The sequence below is a fragment of the Melaminivora sp. genome, assembly GCF_032059615.1.
Classification (GTDB): domain Bacteria; phylum Pseudomonadota; class Gammaproteobacteria; order Burkholderiales; family Burkholderiaceae_C; genus Melaminivora.
The window spans coordinates 1-23,896 of sequence record NZ_DAMCAM010000008.1; the positions used below are offsets into that span (position 1 = coordinate 1).

Annotated in this window: 20 protein-coding genes and 2 pseudogenes; 12 read left to right on the top strand and 10 right to left on the bottom strand. The window is 69.6% G+C overall.

What is annotated here, in order from left to right; translation table 11 throughout:
• The 5 genes from RT051_RS02955 to rpmH form a co-directional block, all read right to left on the bottom strand.
• Positions 1 to 1,527: ABC transporter substrate-binding protein (locus tag RT051_RS02955; RefSeq protein WP_313071380.1), on the bottom strand; the 1,527-nt coding region annotated here is incomplete at its 3' end.
• Positions 1,528 to 1,659: 132 nt separating this feature from the next.
• Entirely contained in the window at positions 1,660 to 3,357 is a 1,698-nt protein-coding gene (gene yidC, locus RT051_RS02960) for a membrane protein insertase YidC (protein ID WP_313071382.1), read from the bottom strand.
• A complete protein-coding gene (yidD, locus tag RT051_RS02965; protein WP_313071384.1) occupies positions 3,354 to 3,647 on the bottom strand; it encodes a membrane protein insertion efficiency factor YidD in 294 nt (97 codons plus the stop codon). Before yidD ends, yidC begins: the two co-directional genes overlap by 4 nt.
• Positions 3,644 to 4,105: a ribonuclease P protein component gene (gene rnpA / locus RT051_RS02970; protein ID WP_313071389.1), complete on the bottom strand. Its 462-nt coding sequence runs from the start codon at positions 4,103 to 4,105 to the stop codon at positions 3,644 to 3,646. The genes yidD and rnpA overlap by 4 nt, the downstream gene beginning before the upstream one ends.
• Before the next feature lie 53 nt (positions 4,106 to 4,158).
• Positions 4,159 to 4,293, bottom strand: coding sequence for a 50S ribosomal protein L34 (gene rpmH, locus RT051_RS02975; RefSeq protein ID WP_005798102.1), 135 nt, complete (start codon positions 4,291 to 4,293; stop codon positions 4,159 to 4,161).
• A gap of 205 nt (positions 4,294 to 4,498) precedes the next feature.
• Here rpmH and dnaA point away from each other — a divergent pair, with 205 nt between their 5' ends.
• From dnaA to gyrB, 3 genes are all read left to right on the top strand, one after another.
• Positions 4,499 to 5,920, top strand: coding sequence for a chromosomal replication initiator protein DnaA (gene dnaA, locus RT051_RS02980; protein ID WP_313071395.1), 1,422 nt, complete (start codon positions 4,499 to 4,501; stop codon positions 5,918 to 5,920).
• Between the two features lie 107 nt (positions 5,921 to 6,027).
• Positions 6,028 to 7,134, top strand: a complete 1,107-nt coding sequence (gene dnaN, locus RT051_RS02985) for a DNA polymerase III subunit beta (RefSeq protein ID WP_313071399.1) — start codon at positions 6,028 to 6,030, stop codon at positions 7,132 to 7,134.
• 82 nt (positions 7,135 to 7,216) lie between these two features.
• Positions 7,217 to 9,841, top strand: a complete 2,625-nt coding sequence (gene gyrB / locus RT051_RS02990) for a DNA topoisomerase (ATP-hydrolyzing) subunit B (protein WP_313071403.1) — start codon at positions 7,217 to 7,219, stop codon at positions 9,839 to 9,841.
• 180 nt (positions 9,842 to 10,021) lie between these two features.
• Here gyrB and RT051_RS14670 read toward each other — a convergent pair.
• Positions 10,022 to 10,420, bottom strand: a pseudogene (locus tag RT051_RS14670) (DoxX-like family protein); the annotation flags it as partial.
• Between the two features lie 343 nt (positions 10,421 to 10,763).
• Positions 10,764 to 11,306, bottom strand: a pseudogene (locus RT051_RS14675) (NAD-dependent epimerase/dehydratase family protein); the annotation flags it as partial.
• Here RT051_RS14675 and RT051_RS03000 point away from each other — a divergent pair.
• Positions 11,305 to 11,526: a hypothetical protein gene (locus RT051_RS03000; RefSeq protein ID WP_313071581.1), complete on the top strand. Its 222-nt coding sequence runs from the start codon at positions 11,305 to 11,307 to the stop codon at positions 11,524 to 11,526. The pseudogene RT051_RS14675 and the gene RT051_RS03000 overlap by 2 nt on opposite strands.
• Before the next feature lie 29 nt (positions 11,527 to 11,555).
• On the opposite strand, the gene dprA is transcribed toward RT051_RS03000, so the two are convergent.
• Positions 11,556 to 12,728: a DNA-processing protein DprA gene (gene dprA, locus RT051_RS03005; RefSeq protein ID WP_313071409.1), complete on the bottom strand. Its 1,173-nt coding sequence runs from the start codon at positions 12,726 to 12,728 to the stop codon at positions 11,556 to 11,558.
• Positions 12,729 to 12,733: 5 nt separating this feature from the next.
• Positions 12,734 to 13,975, bottom strand: coding sequence for a LysM domain-containing protein (locus RT051_RS03010; RefSeq protein ID WP_313071412.1), 1,242 nt, complete (start codon positions 13,973 to 13,975; stop codon positions 12,734 to 12,736).
• Positions 13,976 to 14,115: 140 nt separating this feature from the next.
• Here RT051_RS03010 and def point away from each other — a divergent pair, with 140 nt between their 5' ends.
• The 7 genes from def (at position 14,116) to RT051_RS03045 (ending at position 19,254) form a co-directional block, all read left to right on the top strand.
• Positions 14,116 to 14,634 (top strand): peptide deformylase, encoded by a 519-nt coding sequence (gene def, locus RT051_RS03015; protein ID WP_313071415.1) that lies wholly within the window; start codon positions 14,116 to 14,118, stop codon positions 14,632 to 14,634.
• A gap of 17 nt (positions 14,635 to 14,651) precedes the next feature.
• Complete coding sequence (gene fmt, locus RT051_RS03020) at positions 14,652 to 15,626, top strand: methionyl-tRNA formyltransferase (protein ID WP_313071572.1); 975 nt, start codon at positions 14,652 to 14,654, stop codon at positions 15,624 to 15,626.
• On the top strand, positions 15,623 to 16,375 hold the full coding sequence (locus tag RT051_RS03025) for an AzlC family ABC transporter permease (RefSeq protein ID WP_313071419.1): 753 nt from the start codon (positions 15,623 to 15,625) through the stop codon (positions 16,373 to 16,375). The genes fmt and RT051_RS03025 overlap by 4 nt, the downstream gene beginning before the upstream one ends.
• Positions 16,372 to 16,707: an AzlD domain-containing protein gene (locus tag RT051_RS03030; RefSeq protein WP_313071423.1), complete on the top strand. Its 336-nt coding sequence runs from the start codon at positions 16,372 to 16,374 to the stop codon at positions 16,705 to 16,707. The genes RT051_RS03025 and RT051_RS03030 overlap by 4 nt, the downstream gene beginning before the upstream one ends.
• Before the next feature lie 119 nt (positions 16,708 to 16,826).
• Positions 16,827 to 18,020: a phosphoglycerate kinase gene (locus tag RT051_RS03035; protein WP_313071427.1), complete on the top strand. Its 1,194-nt coding sequence runs from the start codon at positions 16,827 to 16,829 to the stop codon at positions 18,018 to 18,020.
• 119 nt (positions 18,021 to 18,139) lie between these two features.
• Entirely contained in the window at positions 18,140 to 18,685 is a 546-nt protein-coding gene (locus RT051_RS03040; protein WP_313071432.1) for a hypothetical protein, read from the top strand.
• 2 nt (positions 18,686 to 18,687) lie between these two features.
• Positions 18,688 to 19,254: a FlgO family outer membrane protein gene (locus RT051_RS03045; RefSeq protein ID WP_313071436.1), complete on the top strand. Its 567-nt coding sequence runs from the start codon at positions 18,688 to 18,690 to the stop codon at positions 19,252 to 19,254.
• A 59-nt stretch (positions 19,255 to 19,313) separates the two neighbouring features.
• On the opposite strand, the gene RT051_RS03050 is transcribed toward RT051_RS03045, so the two are convergent.
• Positions 19,314 to 21,632 (bottom strand): TonB-dependent hemoglobin/transferrin/lactoferrin family receptor, encoded by a 2,319-nt coding sequence (locus tag RT051_RS03050; RefSeq protein ID WP_313071440.1) that lies wholly within the window; start codon positions 21,630 to 21,632, stop codon positions 19,314 to 19,316.
• Positions 21,633 to 21,881: 249 nt separating this feature from the next.
• Here RT051_RS03050 and RT051_RS03055 point away from each other — a divergent pair, with 249 nt between their 5' ends.
• Positions 21,882 to 23,603 (top strand): cytochrome D1 domain-containing protein, encoded by a 1,722-nt coding sequence (locus RT051_RS03055; RefSeq protein WP_313071444.1) that lies wholly within the window; start codon positions 21,882 to 21,884, stop codon positions 23,601 to 23,603.
• Positions 23,604 to 23,896 lie beyond the last annotated feature (293 nt).

The window sequence follows — 23,896 nt, forward strand, 5'->3', positions numbered from 1 at the left end:
CTTGCGCATGGCCCAGGGGCGGATCTGGTGGTGCAGCGGCAGGTAGTAGTACTCGTCCTTGACCAGCTGCAGCGCGTCGTGGATCAGCTGGTCGCGCCGGGCCTGGTCCATCTCCACCTTGATCTGGCCGATCATCTCGTCGAGCTTGGGGTCGGAGAAGCGCCCGCCGTTATAGACGCCGGCCGCCGTCTTGCCCTGCTTGGTGGACATGAGCGAGTCGAGCGTGTAGAGCGAGTCGAACGTCGCCACGCCCCAGCCGAACAGGAAGGCGTTGACGTCGTTGTTCATCACCCGCGTGACGAACTGCGCCATGGGCGCGGCCGACAGCTGGGTCTTGACGCCGATGCGCGTCCACATGGCGGTGACGGCCTGGCAGATGGCCTCGTCGTTGACGTAGCGGTCATTGGGGCACTCGAGCTTGATCGAGAAGCCGTTGGGGTAGCCCGCGTCGGCCAGCAGTTTCTTGGCGCCCTCCACGTCGTACCTGGCAGCGCGCTCGTCGAGCTGCTTGGTCCAGCCATGCACCGAGGGCGCGACCATGACGCCGGCGGGCACGGACAGGCCACGCATGGTGTTCTTGTGCAGGCCCGCCGAGTCGATGGCCTGGTACAGCGCCTGGCGCACGCGCTTGTCCTTGAGCGGGTTCTTGCCCGGCGTGCCGGCGCCCGGCAGCTCGTCGCGGAACTGGTCCAGGCCCAGGTAGATGGTGCGGTTCTCGGCGCCCTCGATCAGCCGCAGGTCGGGCGTGTTCTTCATGCGCGCCAGGTCTTGCGGCGGGGGGTCGGGCACGAAGTCCACCTGGCCGGAGACCAGCGCTGCCGTGCGCGTGGCCGCCGACTTGATGGGCGTGAAAACGACCTCGTCGATGTTGCCGCGCGGCTTGTCCCACCAGTCGGGGTTCTTCTTGAGCGTGACCTTGACGTCGGGCTGCCAGCCGACCAGCTTGAAGGGCCCGGTGCCGTTGGCGTTGCGCGAGGCGTAGTTTTCTTCCTTGCCGCCGTAGTCCTGCGACTTGACCGAGTTGTTCTTCTCGGCCCAGGCCTTGTTCATGATGCGCGCCTCGGTCAGCTCGCGCAGCAGGATGGGGTTGGGGCCCTTAAGGATCAAGTCCACCGTGTGGTCGTCCACTTTTTTGGCTTCCTTGACACCCTGCACGGCGCTCATCATGTTGGACGGCGGTGTGGCGGCGCGGGTGATGGAGAACACCACGTCGTCGGCGGTAAAGGGCGAGCCGTCGTGGAACTTCACGCCCTTGCGCAGCGTGAAGCGCACCTGCGTGGGGCTGATCTGCTCCCACTTGGTGGCCAGCGCCGGCTCGATCTGGAACTTGTCGTCGTAGCGCACCAGGCTCTCGTACACCTGCTGCAGGAAGGCGTGCGTGGTCTGGTGGTTCTGCGCGTGCGGGTCCACCGTCAGGATGTCGTTGGCACCGGCCCAGCGCAGCGTGGCGGCGTTGGCCGCGCCGAAAGCCAGGGCGGCAGCGCCGGCCAGCAGGGCCAGGCGGAAGGTCTTGCGTTGCACCGTCATGGGGATCTGTCTCCTTGCAGGCATCGTGGTTGTGGTGGCGCATCCTAACCAAAACGACGACGGCCGCTGGGTGCGGCCGTCGTCGGGGTTTTCCTCGGTGGGCGGTGCCCCGCTGCCGGGGCGCCCGCACCTTCAGCGGAACTTGGGCAGGTTGAACTGCGGCGGCACGCCCATGCGGCGGTTGATGATCCACTGCTGGGCGATCGACAGCAGGTTGTTGGTGAGCCAGTACAGCACCAGGCCGGCGGGGAAGAAGAAGAACATCACGCTGAAGACCAGCGGCATGATCCACATCATCTTGGCCTGCATGGGGTCGGGCGGGGCGGGGTTGAGCGCCGTCTGCAGGAGCGACGACAGCGCCATCAGCACCGGCAGGATGAAGAACGGGTCGGGCGAGGACAGGTCATGGATCCAGCCGATCCAGGGCGCGCCGCGCATCTCCACGCTCGACAGCAGCACCCAGTACAGCGCAATGAACACGGGGATCTGCACCATGATGGGCAGGCAGCCGCCCATGGGGTTCACTTTTTCCTCGCGGTAGATGCGCATCATCTCCTGCTGCATCTGCTGGGGCTTGTCCTTGAGACGCTCGCGCATCTCCTGGATGCGCGGGTTGATGGCCTTCATCTTGGCCATGCTGGAGTAGGCCTTGGCGTTGAGCCAGTAGAACGCCACCTTCAGCAGCACCACCAGCGCGACGATGGACCAGCCCCAGTTGGCGATCACCTTGTGCAGCTGGTCGAGCAGCCAGTACAGGGGCTTGGCCAGGATGGTCAGCCAGCCGTAGTCCTTGACGAGTTCCAGGCCGGGGGCAAGCTTTTCCAGCAGCGTCTCGATCTGCGGGCCGGCGAACAGGCGCGCCTCCAGGGCCTTGGCCTGGCCGGGGGCGATCTCGCCCAGCGGCGTGATCATGCCGACCGAGTACAGGTTGGCGTCCACCTTGCGCACGAACAGGTCGCGCTGCACGCCCTCGGCCAGCAGCCAGGCCGTGGCGAAGTAGTGCTGCACCATGGCGACATAGCCGTTGGTGCTGCTCTTGTCGATGTCGGCCTTGCCGTTCTCGATGTCCTTGAAATCGACCTTGTGGTACTTCTTGGCCTCGGTATAGACGGCCGGGCCGGTGAAGGTGGAGTAGAAGGTCGATTCACCCGGCGGCTTGTTGCCATCGCGCACCAGCTGCAGGTACAGCTGCGGCGAGACCGGCGTGCTGCCGGTGTTGACCACCTCGTGGCGCACGCCGATGTCATAAGCGCCGCGCTTGACAGTCCAGGTCTTGACCAGCTTCACGCCGCCCAGGTCGGGCGACTCGAAGCGCAGCTCCAGCGCCTCGCTGCCCTCGGCCAGCGTGCGCGGGCCGGGCACGGCCGTCATGGGCGTCTTGTGCGTGGGAAAGCTGCCGCCGATCAGGCCGGTCTGCGCCACATAGACGCGGCGCGCGCTCTCGTCGAGCAGCACGAAGGGCTGGCCCGCGTCCTGCGACTCGGGGTAGCGCAGCAGCTCGCCATGCACCAGCGAGCCGCCTTCGCTGTCGAACGCCAGGCGCAGCACGTCGGTGGTGATGGTGACGCGCTCGCGCGGGGCGGCGGCCGGGGCCGGTGCCTCGGCGGCGCCTGTGGGCGGCTGGGCGGCGCCGCCGCTGGCCACCGGCACGCTGGAGGGGCTGGTCGCAGCCGGCTGGGCGGGCGCCGGGCCTGCGACGGCCTCGGTCTGCGCTGGCGGGCTGGGGAAGAAGGTGGCCTGTTTGCCGTTGTGGATCTGCCACTTGTCCCACAGCAACACCATGGAAAAGCCAAAGATCACCCACAGGATGGTGCGGCGGATGTCGTTCATGGAGAGGTCTTGTCCAAAGAGGAGGAAGTGGACGGGGCGACGAGCCGCGACAGCAGCCCGAAGGCGCGCGGCGCCTGCCCGGGCACGGGGTCGTGCCCGCCCGGGCACCACGGATGGCAGCGCGCCAGGCGGCGCAGCGTGAGGTAGCTGCCGGCGGCCGCGCCGTGCTGCTCGAGCGCGCCGATGGCGTAGAGCGAGCAGGTCGGCTCGAACCGGCAGGACGCGCCCAGCCAGGGGCTGAGCAGCAGCCGGTAGCCGCGCACCAGGGCGATCAGCAGGCGGCGCATCATGGGGCGGGCGCCTCGCGCTGGCGCGTGGCACGCGCGAACAGCTGCTCGAGCTCGGCGCGCACGGCGCGCTTGAGCGCCTCGGAGCTGGCGCTGACGAACTGGCCGCGGTCGAAGGTGGCGCGCAGGCGCACCACGTGGGCGGCCTGCACCGGCAGGCGTGCGCCGTGCTCGTGCGCGACGGCCCGGATCTGGCGCTTGATGGCGTTGCGCGTGACGGCGCGGCGCGCCCAGCGCTTGGGCACCATGGCACCCAGCCAGGGCGCGGCGGCCGTGCCGGCAGGCAGCAGGAACAGGGGGTGGAGCGGGGGCTGCGGCGCGCCGGCATCTCCGCCGGACGGCGCCTCGAGCGGCGCGTCAGCGTTCAGCATCAGGCGGTGCAGCGCAAAGTGCGCGGTGCGCGCGACCGTGCCGCCCGCCAATACCGCCTGGAACTGGGGACGGGTCTTGAGCCGGTGCATGACGACGCTGCCGCACGCCCAGGCCGGGCAACCGACGCGTGCAGCCTGTGGCCTCAGACGGCCAGGCGCTTGCGGCCCTTGGCGCGGCGGGCGTTGATGACGGCGCGGCCGCCGCGCGTCTTCATGCGCACCAGGAAACCGTGGGTGCGGGCGCGACGCGTCTTGGAAGGCTGGTAGGTACGTTTCATGATGGTTCTCGGTCCGTGAAGGGTTCAGTGGCCCCAAGCGCATCTCAGGGAAACCCGCAATTATTGCAGCCCCGCGCCGCCCTGGCAATGCCCCGCAGCGGGCAAGGCCCTCTACAGAGCCCGTCCCGCCTTGTGGATAACCTATTGACAAGCTAGAATTGCCGGCTGCGCGACGTTCCTCCTATCCACAACTACAACCACTTCAATGTCCGAGGAACCCCTGTCCTCCCCCGACCCCTTCGATGACGCCAGCGCCGGTCTGGGCCTGTGGCAGGCCTGCGCCGAGCAGCTCGCCCAGGAGCTGCCCGAGCAGCAGTTCAACACCTGGATCAAGCCGCTGGCAGCACAGGTCTCGCCCGATTTTTCCAAGGTCACCCTGCTGGTGGCCAACCGCTTCAAGCTCGACTGGATCCGCTCGCAATATGCCGGCCGCATCGCCGCGCTGCTCGAGGAGCTCTACGGCCAGCCCGTGACGCTGGAACTGGCCCTTGCCCAGAGGGAAGCGGTGGTGCGCACGCACGTGCGCCCGAGCGCCCCCGCACCCGCCCTGTCCAGCGAGGCGGCGCCCGCGCCGCTGGCGGCCGACGACGCCATGGGCGGGGGGTTCCGCTCCCGGCTCAACCCGGCGCTCACCTTCGAGACCCTGGTCGAGGGCACGGCCAACCGCATGGCGCGCTCGGCCGCCATGCACGTGGCGGGCTCGCCCGGGCACCTGTACAACCCGCTGTTCATCTACGGCGGCGTGGGCCTGGGCAAGACCCACCTGGTGCACGCGGTGGGCAACCGGCTGCTGCAGGACCGCGCGGACGCCAAAGTTCTCTACATCCACGCCGAGCAGTTCGTCTCGGATGTGGTCAAGTCGTACCAAAGGCGCACCTTCGACGATTTCAAGGCGCGCTACCACTCGCTGGATCTGCTGCTGATCGACGACGTGCAGTTCTTCGCCAACAAGGACCGCACGCAGGAGGAGTTCTTCAACGCCTTCGAGGCGCTGCTGGCCAAGAAGAGCCACATCGTGATGACGTCGGACACCTACCCGAAGGGCCTGGCCAACATCCACGAGCGCCTGGTCTCGCGCTTCGACTCGGGCCTGACCGTGGCGATTGAGCCGCCCGAGCTGGAGATGCGCGTGGCGATCCTGATCAACAAGGCCCAGGTCGAGGGCGCCGGCATGCCCGAGGAGGTGGCGTTCTTCGTCGCCAAGAACGTGCGCTCCAACGTGCGCGAGCTCGAAGGGGCGCTGCGCAAGATCCTGGCGTACTCGCGCTTCAACCAGAAGGAAGTGTCGATCCAGCTGGCGCGGGAAGCCCTGCGCGACCTGCTCTCGATCCAGAACCGCCAGATCAGCGTCGAGAACATCCAGAAGACGGTGGCCGACTACTACAAGATCAAGGTCGCCGACATGTACAGCAAGAAGCGCCCGGCCAGCATTGCCCGACCGCGCCAGATCGCCATGTACCTGGCCAAGGAACTCACGCAAAAAAGCCTGCCCGAGATCGGCGAACTCTTTGGCGGGCGCGACCACACCACGGTGCTGCACGCGGTGCGCAAGATCGGCGCCGAGCGCCAGCAGCTCACCGAGCTCAACCAGCAGCTGCACGTGCTCGAGCAGACCCTCAAGGGCTGATCCGCCATGCGCTGGCGGGCCATGGTTCAAAGGCAAAATGGCGCGTTGTCCGGCCAGCCGAGGCCGGGCCCACGCAGCACCACACCATCCCCTCCAAGGTTGATGACATGAATGTCCTGAAGGCTTCCCAAAACGAGGTTCTGGCCGTCCTGCAGGCGGTGTCCGGCATCGTCGAGCGCCGCCACACCCTGCCCATCCTGGCCAACGTGCTGATCCGCAAGACCGGCAATGCCCTGCAGTTCACCACCAGCGACCTGGAGATCCAGATCCGCACCACCGCCGAGCTGGGGGGCGACGCCGGCGACTTCGCCACCACCGTAGGCGCGCGCAAGCTGATTGACATCCTGAAGACCATGCCGGCCGACCAGACCGTGAGCCTGGAGTCGAGCCAGAACAAGCTGATCCTCAAGGGCGGCAAGAGCCGCTTCACGCTCACCAGCCTGCCGGCCGATGACTTCCCCCTGGTGCAGGAGGCGGCCAACTTCGGCCCAGCCTTCAGCGTGCCGCAGAAGGTGCTCAAGGGCCTGATGCAGCAGGTCTCGTTCGCCATGGCGGTGCAGGACATCCGCTACTACCTGAACGGCATCCTGTTCGTCGCCGAGGGCAACACCCTGAGCCTGGTCGCCACCGACGGGCACCGCCTGGCGTTCGCCAGCAGCCAGTTGGAGGTCGAGGTGCCCAAGCAGGAGGTCATCCTGCCGCGCAAGACGGTGCTGGAGCTGCAGCGCCTGCTCTCGGACGGCGACGGCAACATCGAGATGCGCTTTGCCGGCAACCAGGCGCGCTTTGGCTTCGGCGGCATGGAGTTCGTCACGAAGCTGGTCGAAGGCAAGTTCCCCGACTACAACCGCGTCATTCCGCGCAACCACCACAACAGCGTGACGCTGGGGCGCGCGCCGCTGCTGGCCAGCCTGCAGCGCACGGCCATCATGACCAGCGACAAGTTCAAGGGCGTGCGCCTGAACATCGAGCCGGGCTCGCTGCGCGTGGCCAGCAACAACGCCGAGCAGGAGGAAGCCATCGACGAGCTCGACATCGACTACGGCGGCGACACCATCGAGATCGGCTTCAACGTCACCTACCTGATCGACGTGCTCGCCAACATGGGCCAGGACATGGTGAAGATCGACCTGCAGGACGGCAACAGTTCGGCGCTCGTCACCATCCCCGACGACGACCGCTTCAAGTACGTCGTGATGCCCATGCGCATCTGAAGCGCAACACCATTTTTGATAGCTGTCAGCCCAGCCCCCAGGCGGGCTGGCAGCCTGTTTGATTCCAGAAGGCCGCCCTTTCATGACCGCAGAGCAAACGCACAGCGCACCCGACGAGCCCCTGTTCGGCGCCGACGAGACGCCCCCGACGGCGATCGCCGCACCCAGCGAGGGCTATGGCGAAGGCGCCATCCAGATCCTGGAGGGCCTGGAGGCGGTGAGAAAACGCCCGGGCATGTACATCGGCGACACCAGCGACGGCACGGGCCTGCACCATCTGGTCTTCGAGGTGGTGGACAACTCCATCGACGAGGCGCTGGCCGGGCACTGCGACGACATCCTGGTGACCATCCACTCGGACAACTCGATCTCGGTGCTGGACAATGGCCGCGGCATCCCGACCGGGGTGAAGATGGACGACAAGCACGAGCCCAAGCGCTCGGCCGCCGAGATCGCGCTGACCGAGCTGCACGCCGGCGGCAAGTTCAACCAGAACAGCTACAAGGTCTCGGGTGGCCTGCACGGCGTGGGCGTGTCGTGCGTGAATGCCCTCTCGAAGACGCTGCGCCTGACGGTGCGCCGCGACGGCCAGACGCACCAGCTCGACTTCTCGCGCGGCGCGGTGCAGAACCGCCTGATCGAAGAGGTCGATGGCGCTGAGGTCTCGCCCATGCGCGTCGTCGGGCCCACCGAAAAGCGCGGCACTGAGGTGCGTTTTCTGCCCGACACCGAAATCTTCAAGGAAAACAGCGACTTCCACTACGAGATCCTGGCCAAGCGCCTGCGCGAGCTGTCCTTCCTGAACAATGGCGTGCGCATCCGCCTGATGGACGAGCGCACCGGCAAGGAGGATGACTTCTCGGGCGCGGGCGGCGTGAAGGGCTTTGTCGAGTTCATCAACGGCACCAAGAAGGTGCTGCACCCCACGCCCTTCCACGCCACCGGCAGCCGCCCGGCCGAGACCTACGGCGGCATCCCCGGCACCGAGATCGGCGTCGAGGTGGCCATGCAGTGGAACGACGGCTACAACGAGCAGGTCCTCTGCTTCACCAACAACATCCCGCAGCGCGACGGCGGCACGCACCTGACCGGCCTGCGCGCGGCCATGACGCGGGTGATCGGCAAGTACATCGAGCAGAACGAGCTGGCCAAGAAGGCCAAGGTCGAGGTCACGGGCGACGACATGCGCGAGGGCCTGTGCGCCGTGCTGTCGGTGAAAGTGCCCGAGCCCAAGTTCAGCAGCCAGACCAAGGACAAGCTGGTCTCGAGCGAAGTGCGCGCGCCGGTCGAGGACATCGTCGGCAAGCTGCTGGCGGAGTACCTGGAGGAAAAGCCCCAGGACGCCAAGATCCTGTGCGGCAAGATTGTCGAGGCGGCCCGTGCCCGCGAGGCCGCGCGCAAGGCGCGCGAGATGACGCGCAGGAAGGGCGTGCTGGACGGCATGGGCCTGCCCGGCAAGCTGGCCGACTGCCAGGAGAAAGACCCGGCGCTGTGCGAGATCTACATCGTCGAGGGCGACTCCGCCGGCGGCTCTGCCAAGCAGGGGCGCGACCGCAAGTTCCAGGCCATCCTGCCGCTGCGCGGCAAGATCCTGAACGTGGAGAAGGCGCGCTATGAAAAGCTCCTCTCCAGCCAGGAGATCATCACGCTGATCACCGCTTTAGGCACCGGCATCGGCAAGACCAACGAGGATGACTTCAGCGGCAAGGGCAAGAGCGGCGCCGACGACTTCGACGTCGCCCGGCTGCGCTACCACCGCATCATCATCATGACCGACGCGGACGTGGACGGCGCCCACATCCGCACGCTGCTGCTGACCTTCTTCTACCGCCAGATGCCCGAGCTGGTCGAGCGCGGCCACATCTACATCGCCCAGCCGCCGCTGTACAAGGTCAAGAACGGCAAGGAAGAGCTGTACCTCAAGGACGCCGCGGCGCTGGACCAGTTCCTGCTGCGCGTGGCGCTCAAGGACGCGGCCGTGCACACCGCGGGCGAGGCCGGCAGCCGCGTCATCGCCGGCGACGAGCTGGCGGGGCTTGCGCAGCTGCACCAGCGTGCCGAGCACATCATCGAGCGCCTGTCGGCCTTCATGGACCAGGAGGCGCTGCGCGCCATCGCCGATGGCGTGGCCATCGAGCTGGACACGGTCGAGCAGGCCGAGGCCAGCGCCGCGCGCCTGCAGGCCTGGTTGCGCGAACGCGGCAGCGCCGGCGTGCCGGCCGAGGTGGCGGGCGAGTTCGACACGCGCAGCGACAAGCCGGTGCTGCGCATCAGCCGCCACCACCACGGCAACGTGAAAAGCAGCCTGATCACGCAGGACTTCGTCGCCGGCGCCGACTACGCCGCCCTGGCCGAGGCCGCCGAGAGCTTCCGCGGCCTGATCCAGGAGGGCGCGCGCGCCACGCGCGGCGAGGGCGAGCGCCAGCGCGAGGAGAAGGTGGGCGATTTCCGCCAGGCCATGCAGTGGCTGATCCGCGAGGCCGAGCGCACCACCGCGCGCCAGCGCTACAAGGGGCTGGGCGAGATGAACCCCGAGCAGCTGTGGGAGACCACCATGGACCCGGAGGTGCGGCGCCTGCTGCGCGTGCAGATCGACGACGCCATCGAGGCCGACCGCGTCTTCACCATGCTCATGGGCGACGAGGTCGAGCCGCGGCGCGACTTTATCGAAACCAATGCGCTCAGGGCTGGGAACATCGACGTGTGACCTACAGTGTAGGTAGACGCATAAGCTGAGAAAAAAGACCCATAAGTTGAGAAATTTATGGGTCTTTTGTGTTGGGCTGCCAAAATCTATCGGCCCACAGCAGGCCGATGAGCGCGGCCAGGGGCAGGTTTTTGGACAGGGGCCGAAGGGGTGCAGCCACCACTGGGGCACGCTTGCGCTCAGGATCAGCGTGTAGCCGGCCATGGTCGCGAGCTGGCCGGCCCAGACCCAGCGCCGTGTGCGGCCCCGCGTGCCTGCCACCGCCAGCCCCAGCGCCAGGTCGAGCGCGGCGGCACCGTAGAGCGACCACCACGCCAGCGTGCCGGTCACGCCCACGCTGGCCAGCAGCGCCAGGCTGTCCGCCGCCGGGTACAGGCCCAGGGACATCAGGCCGGTCCAGACCCACAGCAGGGCCACCACTGCGCGCAGCGGCGTCAGCCACAGGCCCAGCAGAGCGTCCTGGCGACGCCAGCGCGCTTCGGTGCTGCCTTCGGCGACCGGATCGGCGAGCGAGCGCGGCATGCGCCCGAGCAGCCGGGCGAAGGGCTCCACGGGCGCAGTGTTGCCGCGCAGCAGCATGGCCACATGCGTCGGCGGTGAACGGGCTGTCCGGCAGCCGCTCGAAGACGCGCGCGCCGGCCAGCGCCAGCGCTGCGGGCACCGGCAGCACCCGCTGGGGCGTGCGCACGCCCAGCCGTCGGCGCAGCACCAGCAGGTGCTGGCGCAGCGCCAGGGGCTGCGGGCCCACGAAGGCCAGCGTGCGCGTGCCCTCGGGTGGGCCGAGGGCAAGAGCCACCAAGCCGTCGATCACGTCCTGCAGGGCTACCGGCTGTACCTGCGACACACCGCCTTCCGGCAGCGCCACCCAGGGCAGCAGGGCCAGCCGGTCGAACAGGCCCGCGCTTTCGATGCCGGGGCCATGGACCAGGGATGGCTGCACGATGGTGGCGGGCAGGCCCAGGGTGCGCAACGCGTCGTCGGCCACCTTCTTGCTGCAGTGAAAGGGCGTGGCCGCCTGCGCGTCGGCGCCCAGGGCCGAGAGCTGCACCACGTGCTTCACGCCCGCCATGGCGCAACCGTGAAAAAGCTCGATCGGCCCGTCGGTGTGCACGGCCTCGAAACGATTGGCGCCGCGCTCGCGGATGATGCCCGCGGCGTTGACGACCACGTCGACGTTGGCCAGCTGGCGCACCCACCACTGCCGCGAGGGCGGATCGGAAAAATCGGCCTGCAGCCCTCCACCGGCGGGCGGCACGACGCGGACGCCCCGCTGCGCCAGCGCGGCGATCAGGGCGCGGCCAATGGCGTCGGTAGCACCCATCACCGGGATCTTCATGCCAGGCACGCTAGGGAGGCACGTCTGATGGCTGCGTCGGCGGACTTCCCCTGGCCGCGTCAGGATCGCCAGGAAACTCGCACGCCCTGGGGCTTCGGTGTGGTGGGCGGCGCTGCACGCTGCGGTCATGCAGCGCCATGCCTGGGGCCGCAGCCCGGCGGGCCTTGCCACTGAAGCGGCGGTGACGGGCGCGGTGGCCTGCGTGGTGGACGTGCGGTGCACGCCCGAGCGGCTCACGCCGGGGTTCGAGCACCACCTCTCGCGTCGCTCGCTGGGCGTGGTCTATGCCTTGTTCGCCGTGGGCCTGGCAGCGGGCGCCTGGGCGTCGCGGCCCGGCGTGGGGCGCTGAAGCCACGCCGCGCCGGAGTCTGGCATTTTTCAGCCCCGCCCCAGTCGCTGGAACAGTCCGCCGGCCAGCCGCGCCACGTGGCCGTCGAGCTCCAGCTCCAGCAGGCACGCCTGCAGCGCGGCCGCGTCCAGCCCGGTGCGGGCCACAAGCGCATCCAGCCCGAGGGGATCGAAGCCCAGCGCCCGCAACACCTCCCCGGCCCGGGCCGGGAGCGGCGGGGCGGCAGCCGGGCCCTCGGGAGCACAAGGTGCGGCAGCCGGCAGGGCCGACCCGGGCAGCTGCAGCTCTTCAAGCACGTCCTGCGCCGACTCGACCAGCTTGGCGCCCTGGCGGATCAGGGCATGGCAGCCGCGCGACTGCGGCGCGTGGATCGAGCCCGGGATGGCGAAAACCTCGCGCCCCTGCTCGGCGGCCAACCGCGCCGTGACCAGCGAGCCCGAGGCGAGCGCCGCCTCCACCACCAGGGTGCCCAGCGACAGGCCGGAGATGATGCGGTTGCGGCGCGGAAAGTTGGCCGGCAGCGGCGGCGTGCCCAGCGGGTATTCGCTCACCAGCAGGCCGGCGCGCGCGATGCGGTGCGCCAGCTCGCGGTGCGTGCGCGGATAGACGCGGTCCAGCCCGGTGCCGACCACGGCGATGGTGGCCGCCAGGCCGTCCGCGTGCGGTGCTTCGGCCAGCGCCCCTTCGTGCGCTGCGGCGTCGACGCCGCGCGCCAGGCCCGAGACGATGCACAACCCGGCCGCGCGCAGCGCGCGGGCGAACTGCCAGGCGTGCTCGGTCCCCTGCGCCGTGGGGTTGCGGCTGCCCACCACGGCCAGGCAGCGCTCGGGCGCCAGCGGCCGCCCGCCTTGCAGCAGCTGCGGCACGCCCATCAGGTACAGCAGCAGGGGTGGGTCTTCGGTAGCCAGCAGCGCCGGCGGGTAGGCCGCGTCGCCCAGGGTCACGAGGGCACGCGCCGCGCCGGCGCCGCTGTCCTCGCGCAGCCATTCCCACGTCGCCTGCAACAACTCCTCCTGCTGGGTCGCGCCGTCTGCCAGGGCGCGCGCCGGCCCGGCTCCCACGCAGTCGCGCCACTGCGCCTGGCTCTGCTCGAAGACGCTCTGCGGCAGGCCGAAGGCGGCCAGCAGGCGCCGGGCGCTGGTGCGCCCCACGCCCGGGGTGTGCGCGAGCCGCAGCCAGGCGGCGAGTTCGTCGCGTTCCATGTCAGTCAGGGGTTGACCAGGGGGTCGCCCACCCGCACCGGCTGCTGTGCGCTGAGGACCAGCGCGTAGGAGACGCGCTCGAAGGTGCGAAATACCATGGCCAGGCCGTTGGGCTCGCTCGGCAGCTGCACTGTGGCGCGCCCGGGATCGGTGCGGTCCACGATGCTGCGCCCCGGGGCGAGCAGCTGCAGCACATGGCCGGGCTGCATGCCGTCGTCGGCGCCGCGGTTGATGGCGATCACACTGCCTTGCGCTGCCAGGCGCGCCGTGTCGCCTCCGTAGAGCGAGACCACGGCCGCCGCCACCGCCTGTTGCGGCGCATGCGGCGCGTAGTGGGCGAAGCTGCGCTCAGGCGCGGGCAGCAGCCGGTCGCCCACGCGCACTTCCTGGCGGATGCGACCGATCTGCACCGTGGCCGGCAACCAGGGCGCCTGGCCCGCCGCCTGCGGCGCCGGCTCCTCGCCGCGCAGCAGCGTCGCCTGGCCGACGTACCGGGCCTCGTAGCCCAGCACCTGCCGCGTCACCGGGTCGATGAGGGGCACAGCGTCGCGGAACACGCGGTATTCGCGCGCCGCGCCAGCCGGCAACTCGACCGGGTGGCCCGGCGCGCCGCGCACGTAACCGTGGTCGCCGCCGCCCAGAATGGCCCGTCCGTCGCGTGCGGCAATCAGGCGCGGCGCCTGCTCCAGGGTCTGGTCATCGACCACCAGCGGCTCGGCCAGGAAGGGTTCGATCAGGTGCGGTTTGAGCGTGGGCAGCGCCTCGGACGGCAGGTTTTCGCTGCGCACGTGCGGCGACAGGCGCACGGTCGGCAGTCCGCCGTCGTCGCGGGCCGGGCCGGCGCGCAGCCAGGCGCGCTCGCCCGCGTGCTCCAGGTAGAGCGTCTGGCCTGGAAAAATGCGATGCGGGTTGGCCACCGCCTGCAGGTTCATGCCCCACAGCTCGGGCCAGCGCCAGGGGCGGCGCAGGTAGAGGCCGGCGATGTCCCACAGCGTGTCGCCCGGGCGCACCGTGTAGGTGGCGGGCGCGCCGGGCGCGAGCTCGGCCAGGGGCACGCCGCGCTCGGCCACCGCCTGCGCCGTGGCGCGCTGGCCGGCGGTGACCGGCTGGCCCCACGCCCCGTCGGTCTGCAGGCCGGCCGCAGCGGTGGCCACGGCCAGCGCCAGCGTGGCCGCCCGCGCCGCAGACCTGCGCGGCCGGCTGCCACCGGCGCAGGGTGCGCCCGAGGGATGATGCTCGTCCTGCATGGGAAAGAAACCTCCTTGCCGGCTGCCGCGCAGCGGGTCGATTGTGTGGGCAAGCCCTTGACCGGACAACGATTATTGCGGTGCAGCACGGCGCTGGCGCCTGAAAGTGGCGAAAATCGCGGCTTCTACGACACGCAGCCATGGCCATTCTTCCCATCCTTTGCTATCCCGACCCGCGCCTGCACAAGGTGGCCCGCCCCGTGGCCGCCGTCGATGACCGCGTACGCGCACTGCTGGCCGACATGTTCGCCACCATGTACGACGCCAAGGGCATCGGCCTGGCGGCCACGCAGGTGGACGTGCACGAGCGCATCGTGGTGATCGATGTGTCCGAGGAGCGCAACGAGCCCCTGGTGCTGATCAACCCCGAGATCACCTGGGCCAGCGAGGAGACCCGCGTTGGCGAGGAAGGCTGCCTGTCCGTCCCCGGCATCTACGATGGCGTGGAGCGCTCCCTGGCCGTGCGCGTGCGTGCGCTCGACGCCCAGGGGCAGGAGCAGACCATCGAGGCCGAAGATCTGCTGGCCGTGTGCATCCAGCACGAGATGGACCACCTCATGGGCAAGGTGTTCGTCGAATACCTCTCGCCGCTCAAGCGCGGACGCATCAAGACCCGGCTGCTCAAGCAGCAAAAGCAGCAGCAGGCCGAGCGCGCATGACAGCGCCGGCCGCGCCCCTGCGCCTGGTCTTCGCCGGCACGCCCGAGTTCGCGCGCGTGGCGCTGCAGGCGCTGCTGGCCGCCGGCTTCGACGTGCCCCTGGTGCTGACCCAGCCCGACCGCCCGGCCGGGCGCGGCATGAAGCTGCAGGCCTCGCCCGTCAAGCAGCTGGCCCTGCAGCACGGCATTGCCGTGGCCCAGCCGCGCAGCCTGCGCCTGGACGGCAAATATCCCGAAGACGCGGCCGCCGCACGCAAGGCGCTGCAGCAGGCGCACGCCGACGCCATGGTGGTGGCCGCCTACGGTCTGATCCTGCCGCAGTGGGTGCTGGACGCGCCGCGCCTGGGCTGCCTGAACATCCACGCCAGCCTGCTGCCGCGCTGGCGCGGCGCCGCGCCCATCCACCGCGCCATCGAGGCGGGCGACGCCGAGACGGGCGTGACCATCATGCAGATGGACGCCGGCCTGGACACCGGCGACATGCTGCTGCGCCAGGCCCTGCCCATCGCCCCCGGCGACACCACGGCCGCGCTGCACGACCGCCTGGCCGACCTGGGCGGGCAGCTCATCGTGCAGGCCGTGCGCCAAGGCGCCGCCGGACAGCTCGTGCCCACGCCCCAGCCCGGGGAGGGCGTGACCTACGCGCACAAGATCGACAAGGCCGAGGGCGCCATCGACTGGCGGGACGGCGCCCGGCAGATCGCCCGGCGCGTGCGCGCGTTCGATCCGTTTCCTGGCGCCAGCACCGGGCTGGAGGGCGACGCCATCAAGGTCTGGGCCTGCGAAATGGATAGCACCACCTCCAGCACTGGCGCCGCCCCGGGCCAGATTCTTTATGCAAACGACGCGGGCGTGGGCGTGGCCTGCGGCGACGGTGCCGTGCTGCGCCTGACCGAGCTGCAGCGCGCCGGCGGCAAGCGCCTGGCGGCGCGCGATTTTGTGCGCGGCTTCACGCTGGCGCCGGGCAGGGTGCTGAGCGGCGCGGCCCGATGACGCGCGTGGCGCTGCGCTCCTGGCTGGCCGACCCCTGGGCGCGCCTGGGCGCGCGCGACATGCTGGCCACCTGCCTGGGCATCGCCGCCTGGGGTCTGGTCACCGGGGTGGCCATGGTCAAGACCGGCATGCCGGTGGGGCTGGCCATCTTCATGTCGCTGCTGGTCTATGCCGGCAGCGCGCAGCTGGCGGTGCTGCCGCTGCTGGCTGCGGACGCGCCGCTGTGGGTGGTGTGGCTGACGGCGGCCTGCGTGAATCTGCGCTTCGTCATCTTCAGCAGTATGTGGCGCAGCTATTTCGCCCACCTGCCGCGCAGGCACCGCCTGTGGCTGGGCTACTTCAGCGGCGACGTGATCTTCGTGGCCTTCATGAAGCGCTTCGCCCGGCCCGAGCCCGCGCCCGAACAGGTGCCCTACTTCTGGGGCGCGGCGGCGGCCAACTGGCTGGCCTGGCAGGTGCCGTCCATCATTGGCATCCTGGCGGCCAACGCCATTCCGCTGTCCTGGGGCCTGGGCTTTGCCGGGGTGCTGGCGCTGCTGGGCATCCTGCTGTCCATGCTGGCCGACCGCGCCAGCTGGCTGGCCACGGCGGTGGCCAGCACGGCGGCCATCGCCACCTTCGCCCTGCCCCTCAAGCTCAACATCCTGGTGGCCATCGCCGCCGCCGTGGCGGCGGGCCTGGGCATGGAGGCGGCCGAGCGCAGCCTGGCGCGCGCGCGGCGCGCGCCCGCCGCGGGGGACGGCGCATGAACGGCTCGTGGCTGCTGCCCATCGCCGCCATCGTCGGCCTGGCGGTGATCACGCTCATCACGCGCGCCTTTTTCATGATCCCCGAGCGTGAGCTGCCCATGCCCGACTGGCTGCGCCGCGGCCTGAAGTATGCGCCTCTGGCGGCGCTGGCCGGCGTCATCGCACCCGAGATCTTCATGAGCGGCGGCGCGCTGATCCACACCCTGGCCGATGCCCGCCTGCCCGCCGTGCTTTGCGCGGGGGGCTACTACTTCTGGCGCCGCAGCATCCTGGGCACCATCGCGCTGGGCATGGCGGTGTACCTGCCGCTGCACATCGGGCTCGGCTGGTAGGCGGAAGCGGCCGGCGCGCGTCCCTACAATCGCGCGCCAGGCCCTGCCGTGGCGAGCGCCCGGGCAGGGCGCCCTTCTCCCCCGCAGACCTTCCCCTTCGCAGCCTCCCGCCACAGACCATGCACATTCTTCGCTTCTCCGATCTTTGCGCCCAGGGCCGGGCGCGCGGCCAGCGCGTGTTCATCCGCGCCGACCTGAACGTGCCGCAGGACGATGCCGGCCGCATCACCGAGGACACGCGCATCCGCGCCTCCGTGCCCTGCATCCGCATGGCGCTGGACGCGGGCGCCGCCGTCATGGTCACCAGCCACCTGGGCCGGCCCAAGGAAGGCCAGCTGCGCCCCGAGGACTCGCTGGCGCCCGTGGCCGAGCGCTTGGCCGAGCTGCTGGGCCGCGAAGTGCCGCTGGTGGCCGACTGGGTGGACGGCGTGCAGGTGCAACCCGGCCAGGTCGTGCTGCTGGAGAACTGCCGCGTCAACCCGGGCGAGAAGAAGAACGACCCGGTGCTGGCGAAAAAGATGGCCGCGCTGTGCGACATCTACGTGAACGACGCCTTCGGCACCGCGCACCGCGCCGAGGGCACGACCTACGGCATCGCCGAGTACGCGCCAGTCGCCTGCGCCGGCCCGCTGCTGGCCGCTGAGATCGACGCACTCACCCAGGCGCTGGCGCAGCCGAAACGCCCGCTGGTGGCCATCGTCGCCGGCTCCAAGGTCAGCACCAAGCTGACCATCCTGCAGAGCCTGGCGAAGAACGTGGACGGGCTGGTCGTGGGCGGCGGCATCGCCAACACCTTCATGCTGGCCGCCGGCCTGCCCATCGGCAAGAGCCTGGCCGAGCCCGACCTGGTGGGCGAGGCCCGCGCCGTGATCGACGCCATGGCCGCGCGCGGCGCCGAAGTGCCGATCCCGACCGACGTGATGGTAGCCAAGGCCTTTGCCGCCGACGCCCAGGCCACGGTCAAGCGCGCCGCGGACGTGCAGGACGACGACCTGATCCTGGACATCGGCCCCGAGACGGCGCAGCGCCTGGCCAGGCAGCTCGAGGCGGCCGGCACCATCGTCTGGAACGGCCCGGTGGGCGTGTTTGAATGGGACCAGTTCGCCGGCGGCACGCGCGCCATCGCCCAGGCGATCGCCGCATCGGGCGCCTTCAGCATCGCCGGCGGCGGCGACACGCTGGCGGCGATCGCCAAGTTCGGCATCGAGGACAAGGTGGGCTACATCTCCACCGGCGGCGGCGCCTTTCTCGAAGTGCTGGAGGGCAGGGAGCTGCCGGCGTTCGAGATCCTGCAAAAGCGCGCGGCGGGCTGAACGCCGCCCGTGCGGGGCGCGCTGCGCGCTGCTTGTTTTTGCCGCAGTCCGCCTCCAAAATGGTTCGCAAGCACCCCGCCCGGCATCCCGGGCGTTCGCCCTTCTCCAGGAGCTGTCCCATGTCCCCATCCAAACCACCGGGCCGCGTGCGTGGCGCCGTCGCGGCCTGCGCCGCGCTCGTGCTGGCAGGCTGCGCCAGCGCGCCGGTGCCCCTGCTCACGGGCTTCGAGACGACCCTGCAACGCGGAACGCGCTCGGCGGGCCACTGGGAGCTGCTGTCGCGCGAGGTGGCGGCGCAGACCCGCAGCACGCTGCAGCAGATCGGCTACGGGCAGGAGGTGCCGGTACACGTGTCCTTCGCGCCGCAGCCCAGCGCCTTCGACCTGGCCTGGCGCGACTTCCTCATCACCGCGCTGGTGCAGCAGGGCGCCATCGTGCAGCAGGCCGCGGGCGCACCGCTGGAGCTGACCTACCACACGCAGCTGGTGCATCACCGCAGCGCGCCCGAACTGTCGGAGGTGATCCTGACCACGACGGTCTCGCGCGGCGGGCAGTACCTGACGCGCGCCAGCGGCGTGTACTACCTGGAGAACGCAGATGCCTCGCTGTTCCTGCACCCGGCGCCCCAGTACCGCGCCGTGCCCATGAGGGTGGTGTCGCAATGAGCATGCCCTGCCGCCTCCCCGCCCTGGCCGCCGCATTTGGCGCCGCCCTGCTGCTGGCCGGCTGTGTCCAGCCGCCGCCCCAGGCGCCCATGCGCCTGGAGCCCACCTACGAGAGCGCCGCGCGTGCACCGCTGCTGCACAGCAGCCGCGAGGCCATCGCGCGCCTGCTCTCGGGCCTGGACACCACCGTCACCGGGCCCGGGCCGGTGCTGGTGGCCACCGTGGTCAACATCAACGACCTGGGCATGTCGGCGCCGCTGGGACGCACCCTGTCGGAGCAGTACGCCAACGCCATGGCCATGGCGGGCTTCGACGTCAAGGAGATCAAGCTGCGCGGCGAGGTCTTCGTCAAGGAGGGCGCGGGCGAGCTGCTGCTGTCGCGCGAAATCCGCGACATCGCGCGCCACCACAGTGCCTCCATGGTGCTGGTGGGCACCTTCTCGCCGGCGGCCAGTTACACCTACGTGAGCCTCAAACTGGTGCGCACCGAGGACAGTCGCATCATCCGCGGGCACGACTACGCGCTGCCCAACGACCGGGACATCACGCGACTGCTGGTGCCGCGCTGAAAGCTGCGGCGCCCGCGCGGCCGAAACCGGCCGCAGGCGCCCGCGCCCTGCCCCTGTCGTCAGAAATCCATCACCAGCGACACGTGCGCGCTGCGCCCGGGCTGCGTCCACGCGTCGTTGGTCGTGGACGACGCTGCCAGGCCATAGACGTCCGACCACAGCCAGTACTTGCGATCCGTCAGGTTGCGCAGGCCCAGGTTCAGGCGCACGTCCTTGCGCACGCGCCACTGCACCGAGGCGTCCAGCACGGTGGCCGAGGGGATGGTGAACTGGGTGTTGGGCGCCTTGACGGCCGAGGCGCTGTCGATGTCGCGCGCGCGCTTGGCGGCGTGGTGGCGTGCCTGCAGCTGCAGGCCCCAGGCGGCGGTGTCGTACTGCAGGCCCAGGGCCAGCTGCGCCGGGTCCACCGAGTTGAGCGGCTGGCCGGTGTCGCGGTTGGTGCCGCGTGCCTGTCCATAGGCGAACGAGGTGGCCAGGCGCCCGCCCGCCACGCGGCCCCAGTCGTACTGGCCCTTGACCTCGAAGCCCGAGATGCGCGCGCGCTCCAGGTTGATGGCCTGGAAGACGCGCGGGTCGGCGGCGCTGCCGGTGCCGCGGATCAGCGCCGCGTCCATGATCAGGTTGGAGTACTGGTTGTGGAAGAGCGAGGCGTCCAGGCGCAGCCGGTCGAGGCGCCCGCGCACGCCCAGCTCCACGCCGCGGCTTTTCTCGGGCTGGAGGTCGGGGTTGGGCAGGATGACGACCTGCTCGGCCAGGTTCTCGAAGTAGCCGTTGACCTGGCCGGCCTCGGGCGCGCGAAAGCCCGTGGCGTACTGGCCGAACACGCTCCACTCGCGCGTGGCGCGCCACAGCACGCCGAATTTCGGTGAGACGGCCGAGCCCGACAGCGACTGCCCGGGTTGGCGCGCCGGCGGGTGAAAGCCCGCCTGGCTGGTGACATCGAGCGCGAAATGGTCCAGGCGTACGCCGGGGGTGAAGCTCCAGTCGCCCAGCACGGATTCGTCCTGCAGGTACAGCGCGCTGCTGGTCTCGCGTGTGTCGGGAAAACGCTTGAGCGGAAAGACCTCGGGCGGCGCCGGGTTCAGGCCATCGTAGGTGTTGGTGATGCGGCTGCGCACGTGGTCCACGCCGTAGGTGAGCTGATGCGTCCAGGCGTCGCCGCGCAGCGTCTTGACCGCCTGCAGTCCGGCCTGCCAGGTGCGCTCGTCATAGCGGTTGTCGCGCACGCGCAGCGGCAGGGCCTGGCGCACGCTGGTGCCCACCTGGCGCGAGTCGGACTTTTGCCAGGCCAGCGTGGTCTGCAGCTGGTCGGCCGCGGCCCAGTCCACGTCGAAGCGCCCGCTCCAGGCCAGGCGCTCGCGCCGCATGTCGCGCGAGGCCGACTCGCCCGTGATGGCGCCGGCGACCTGTGCCGGCGTGCCGGTGAAGGGCCGGGGCGTGCGGCTCGACAGCAGCTCGATGTCGGTCTCGCGCTGGACGTGCTCGACGGTGAAGACTTGCCGCTGGCCCGCGTGGGGCGCCAGCACGATCTTGCCCAGCACCGCTTCGTCGCCGTCGCGCTGCGGGTTGGGGAGGGTGCGGCGGCTGTCGGGCGTGTCCACGTCGCCGCGGTTGTCCAGTGCGCGCGCGCGCCGGGCGCTGGCGGTGAGCATCCACTGCAGGCTCTCGCTGGCCTGGCCGGCCACCGTGCCGGCGATGCGCCGGCCGCGGTCGTCGCCGCTCCAACCCATGGACACGCGCCCGCCGAGGGTCTTGGCGGGCTCCCCGTCCCGGGCGACCAGGAAGTCCGCCGGCTCGTGGGTGATGAAGTGCACCAGGCCGGCCATGCCGTCCGAACCGTACAGGGCCGAGGCCGGGCCGCGCACCACCTCGACGCGCTTGAGCAGCTCCAGCGACAGCGACTCGCGGTCGAACACCGTGGTGCGGAAAGCGTAGCTGCGCGGCAGGCGCACGCCATCGACCATGAGCAGCACGCGGTTGCCGCCCAGGCCGCGGATGTTGATGCCGGTATTGCCGTCGCGCCCGGTGGCCGAGGTGACGCCGGTGACGCTCAGTCGCGAGGGCAGCAGCTTGACCGAAGTGTTGGGCAGCTCCTGCAGCGCCTCGCGCACGTTGCGCGCCTGGCCGTCGGCCAAGGCGCGCGCGTCGATCACGTCGTAGGTCAGCGGCAGCTCGTCGGCCAGCTGCTCGTGGCGCGAGCCGCTGACGACCATTTCCGGCAGCTGGCCCGGGGCACCGGCGGCCACCTGCACGGCGGCGCCGGCCCCGGGCGCCGGCTGCTGGGCCTGCGCCGCCATCTGCAGGCAGGCCAGGGCCACCGCCACGGCCAGGCAGGCATGCACGCGGGCAGGGGCAGGGGCGGAGGGGGACAAAGTCATGAACAGCTCCAACGTCCAAGGGAAAACCATGTGTCCTGCCCATTATTGGCCGCTTGACAGTCGAGGAAAACACGCTGTTGGATAAAAGTGCATTTCCTGTGAAGCTTTGATTTTCCTCAAGCTCCGCGGCTGTGGCGCCACGGAACATGCAGCCGTTGTCCGCCGCGTCTTGGACGCCGCAGCCCGCAGCGGACTCACTTTCACGTTCTCTTGCAGACAGGGCAGCGGCGCACAACAAGGAGTTGTCTCATGAAAACCCGCACGCTGGCGCGCGCCACCGCCCTGGCACTGTCCACCCTGGCGCTCGCCGCCATGGCACAGCACGAAAAGGACGTGTCAAAGACGGAGCTGAACTACCAGGCCGGCTCCTCGCCCCTGGCGGACGTGCCGATGTACCAAAGCTCCAACCCCAAGGCGCCCAAGATGACGCAGGCGGAATTTGACCGCGCGCGCCAGATCTACTTCGAGCGCTGCGCCGGCTGCCACGGTGTATTGAGAAAGGGCGCCACCGGCAAGCCTTTGACACCCGACGTGACGCTGCCCAAGGGGACGGACTACCTGAAGGTCTTCATTGCTTACGGCTCGCCCGCGGGCATGCCCAACTGGCAGACCTCGGGCGACTTCGACGAGGCGACCGTGGACCTGATGGCGCGCTACATCCAGCAAGACCCTCCCACACCGCCCGAGTGGAGCCTGCAGGATGCCAAGAACACCTGGAAGGTGATCGTGCCGCCCGAGGCGCGCCCGAAGAAGAAGATGAACAGCTACAACCTGGAGAACATCTTCTCGACCACGCTGCGCGACACGGGCGAGGTGGCGCTGATCGACGGCGACACCAAGGAGATCATCAACATCGTCAAGACCGGCTACGCGGTGCACATCTCGCGCATGTCGGCCTCGGGACGCTACCTGTTCGTGATCGGGCGCGACGCCAAGATCAACATGATCGACCTGTGGATGGAGAAACCTGACAACGTGGCCGAGATCCGCGTGGGCCTGGAGGCGCGCTCGGTGGAGACCAGCAAGTTCAAGGGCTACCAGGACAAGCTGGCCATTGCCGGCTCGTACTGGCCGCCTCAGTTCACCATCATGAATGGCGACACGCTGGAGCCCCTGAAGATCGTCTCCACCCGCGGCATGGTCGTGGGCACGCAGGAGTACCACCCCGAGCCGCGCGTGGCCTCGATCCTGGCCTCGCACTACAAGCCCGAGTTCATCGTGAACGTAAAGGAAACGGGCAAGACGCTGATGGTGGACTACTCCAACCTGGACGCTGTTCGGATGACCGAGATCGGCTCGGCGCCCTTCCTGCATGACGGCGGCCTGGACGCATCCAAGCGCTACTTCATGGTCGCCGCCAACAACAGCAACAAGATCGCCGCCATCGACACCAAGGACAGCAAGCTGGCCGGCCTGATCGATGTAGGCAAGATCCCGCACCCGGGGCGCGGGGCCAACTTCACGCACCCCAAGTACGGCCCGGTGTGGGCCACGGGCCACCTGGGTGACGAGACCATCTCGCTGATCGGCACCGACCCCAAGAAGAACGGCCAGTACGCCTTCAAGGAAGTGGCCAAGCTCAAGGGCCCGGGCGGCGGCGCGCTGTTCGTCAAGACGCACCCCAAGTCCAACAACTTGTGGTCGGACGCGCCGCTGAACCCCGATCCGAAGATCTCGCAGGCCGTGGTGGTGTTTGACATCAAGAACCTGGACAAGGGCTACCAGACGCTGCCGATTGCCGAGTGGGCCGGCTTGGCCAACGACGGCGGCGCCAAGCGCGTCACCCAGCCCGAGTACAACAAGGCGGGCGACGAGGTGTGGTTTGCCGTGTGGTCGGCCAAGGACAAGGAAAGCGCCCTGGTCGTGGTGGACGACAAGACGCTCAAGCTGAAAAAGGTCATCAAGGACCCGCGCCTGATCACCCCCACCGGGCACTTCAACGTCTACAACACGCAGCACGACGTGTATTGAGGTGGTGCAGCTGCAGGCCTGAGCCGCTTGGCCTGATTGCGTGATCCCCAAGACAGAACCCGCCGCGTGCGGGTTCTGTCGTTTTTCCGAAGGCCAGCGTGGCCTGGGCTCCTTCCCCCTTTGGGGGAAGGTGGGGATGGGGGCCGGCTGGCTCTGGCGTGCCGCATGAGGCCAGTCAGCGTTGCTGGCCCCCACCCCAGCCCTCCCCCGGCAGGGGAGGGAGTGAATCCAAACCCCAGGACTCCCCGCAGTTCAATCAAAAAATATAGCAATCGCCCCTTGCCCTGTAATGG

Excerpts from the sequence above, each read along its gene's own strand:
- def (WP_313071415.1), top strand. The coding sequence starts at position 14,116 with ATGGCCATTCTTCCCATCCTTTGCTATCCCGACCCGCGCCTGCACAAG.
- RT051_RS03050 (WP_313071440.1), bottom strand. The coding sequence starts at position 21,632 with ATGACTTTGTCCCCCTCCGCCCCTGCCCCTGCCCGCGTGCATGCCTGC.
- RT051_RS03045 (WP_313071436.1), top strand. The coding sequence starts at position 18,688 with ATGCCCTGCCGCCTCCCCGCCCTGGCCGCCGCATTTGGCGCCGCCCTG.
- RT051_RS03040 (WP_313071432.1), top strand. The coding sequence starts at position 18,140 with ATGTCCCCATCCAAACCACCGGGCCGCGTGCGTGGCGCCGTCGCGGCC.
- rpmH (WP_005798102.1), bottom strand. The coding sequence starts at position 4,293 with ATGAAACGTACCTACCAGCCTTCCAAGACGCGTCGCGCCCGCACCCAC.
- RT051_RS03000 (WP_313071581.1), top strand. The coding sequence starts at position 11,305 with ATGCAGCGCCATGCCTGGGGCCGCAGCCCGGCGGGCCTTGCCACTGAA.
- RT051_RS03010 (WP_313071412.1), bottom strand. The coding sequence starts at position 13,975 with ATGCAGGACGAGCATCATCCCTCGGGCGCACCCTGCGCCGGTGGCAGC.
- RT051_RS03055 (WP_313071444.1), top strand. The coding sequence starts at position 21,882 with ATGAAAACCCGCACGCTGGCGCGCGCCACCGCCCTGGCACTGTCCACC.
- RT051_RS03030 (WP_313071423.1), top strand. The coding sequence starts at position 16,372 with ATGAACGGCTCGTGGCTGCTGCCCATCGCCGCCATCGTCGGCCTGGCG.
- RT051_RS03025 (WP_313071419.1), top strand. The coding sequence starts at position 15,623 with ATGACGCGCGTGGCGCTGCGCTCCTGGCTGGCCGACCCCTGGGCGCGC.
- dnaN (WP_313071399.1), top strand. The coding sequence starts at position 6,028 with ATGAATGTCCTGAAGGCTTCCCAAAACGAGGTTCTGGCCGTCCTGCAG.
- gyrB (WP_313071403.1), top strand. The coding sequence starts at position 7,217 with ATGACCGCAGAGCAAACGCACAGCGCACCCGACGAGCCCCTGTTCGGC.
- yidC (WP_313071382.1), bottom strand. The coding sequence starts at position 3,357 with ATGAACGACATCCGCCGCACCATCCTGTGGGTGATCTTTGGCTTTTCC.
- dprA (WP_313071409.1), bottom strand. The coding sequence starts at position 12,728 with ATGGAACGCGACGAACTCGCCGCCTGGCTGCGGCTCGCGCACACCCCG.
- RT051_RS03035 (WP_313071427.1), top strand. The coding sequence starts at position 16,827 with ATGCACATTCTTCGCTTCTCCGATCTTTGCGCCCAGGGCCGGGCGCGC.
- dnaA (WP_313071395.1), top strand. The coding sequence starts at position 4,499 with ATGTCCGAGGAACCCCTGTCCTCCCCCGACCCCTTCGATGACGCCAGC.
- yidD (WP_313071384.1), bottom strand. The coding sequence starts at position 3,647 with ATGATGCGCCGCCTGCTGATCGCCCTGGTGCGCGGCTACCGGCTGCTG.
- rnpA (WP_313071389.1), bottom strand. The coding sequence starts at position 4,105 with ATGCACCGGCTCAAGACCCGTCCCCAGTTCCAGGCGGTATTGGCGGGC.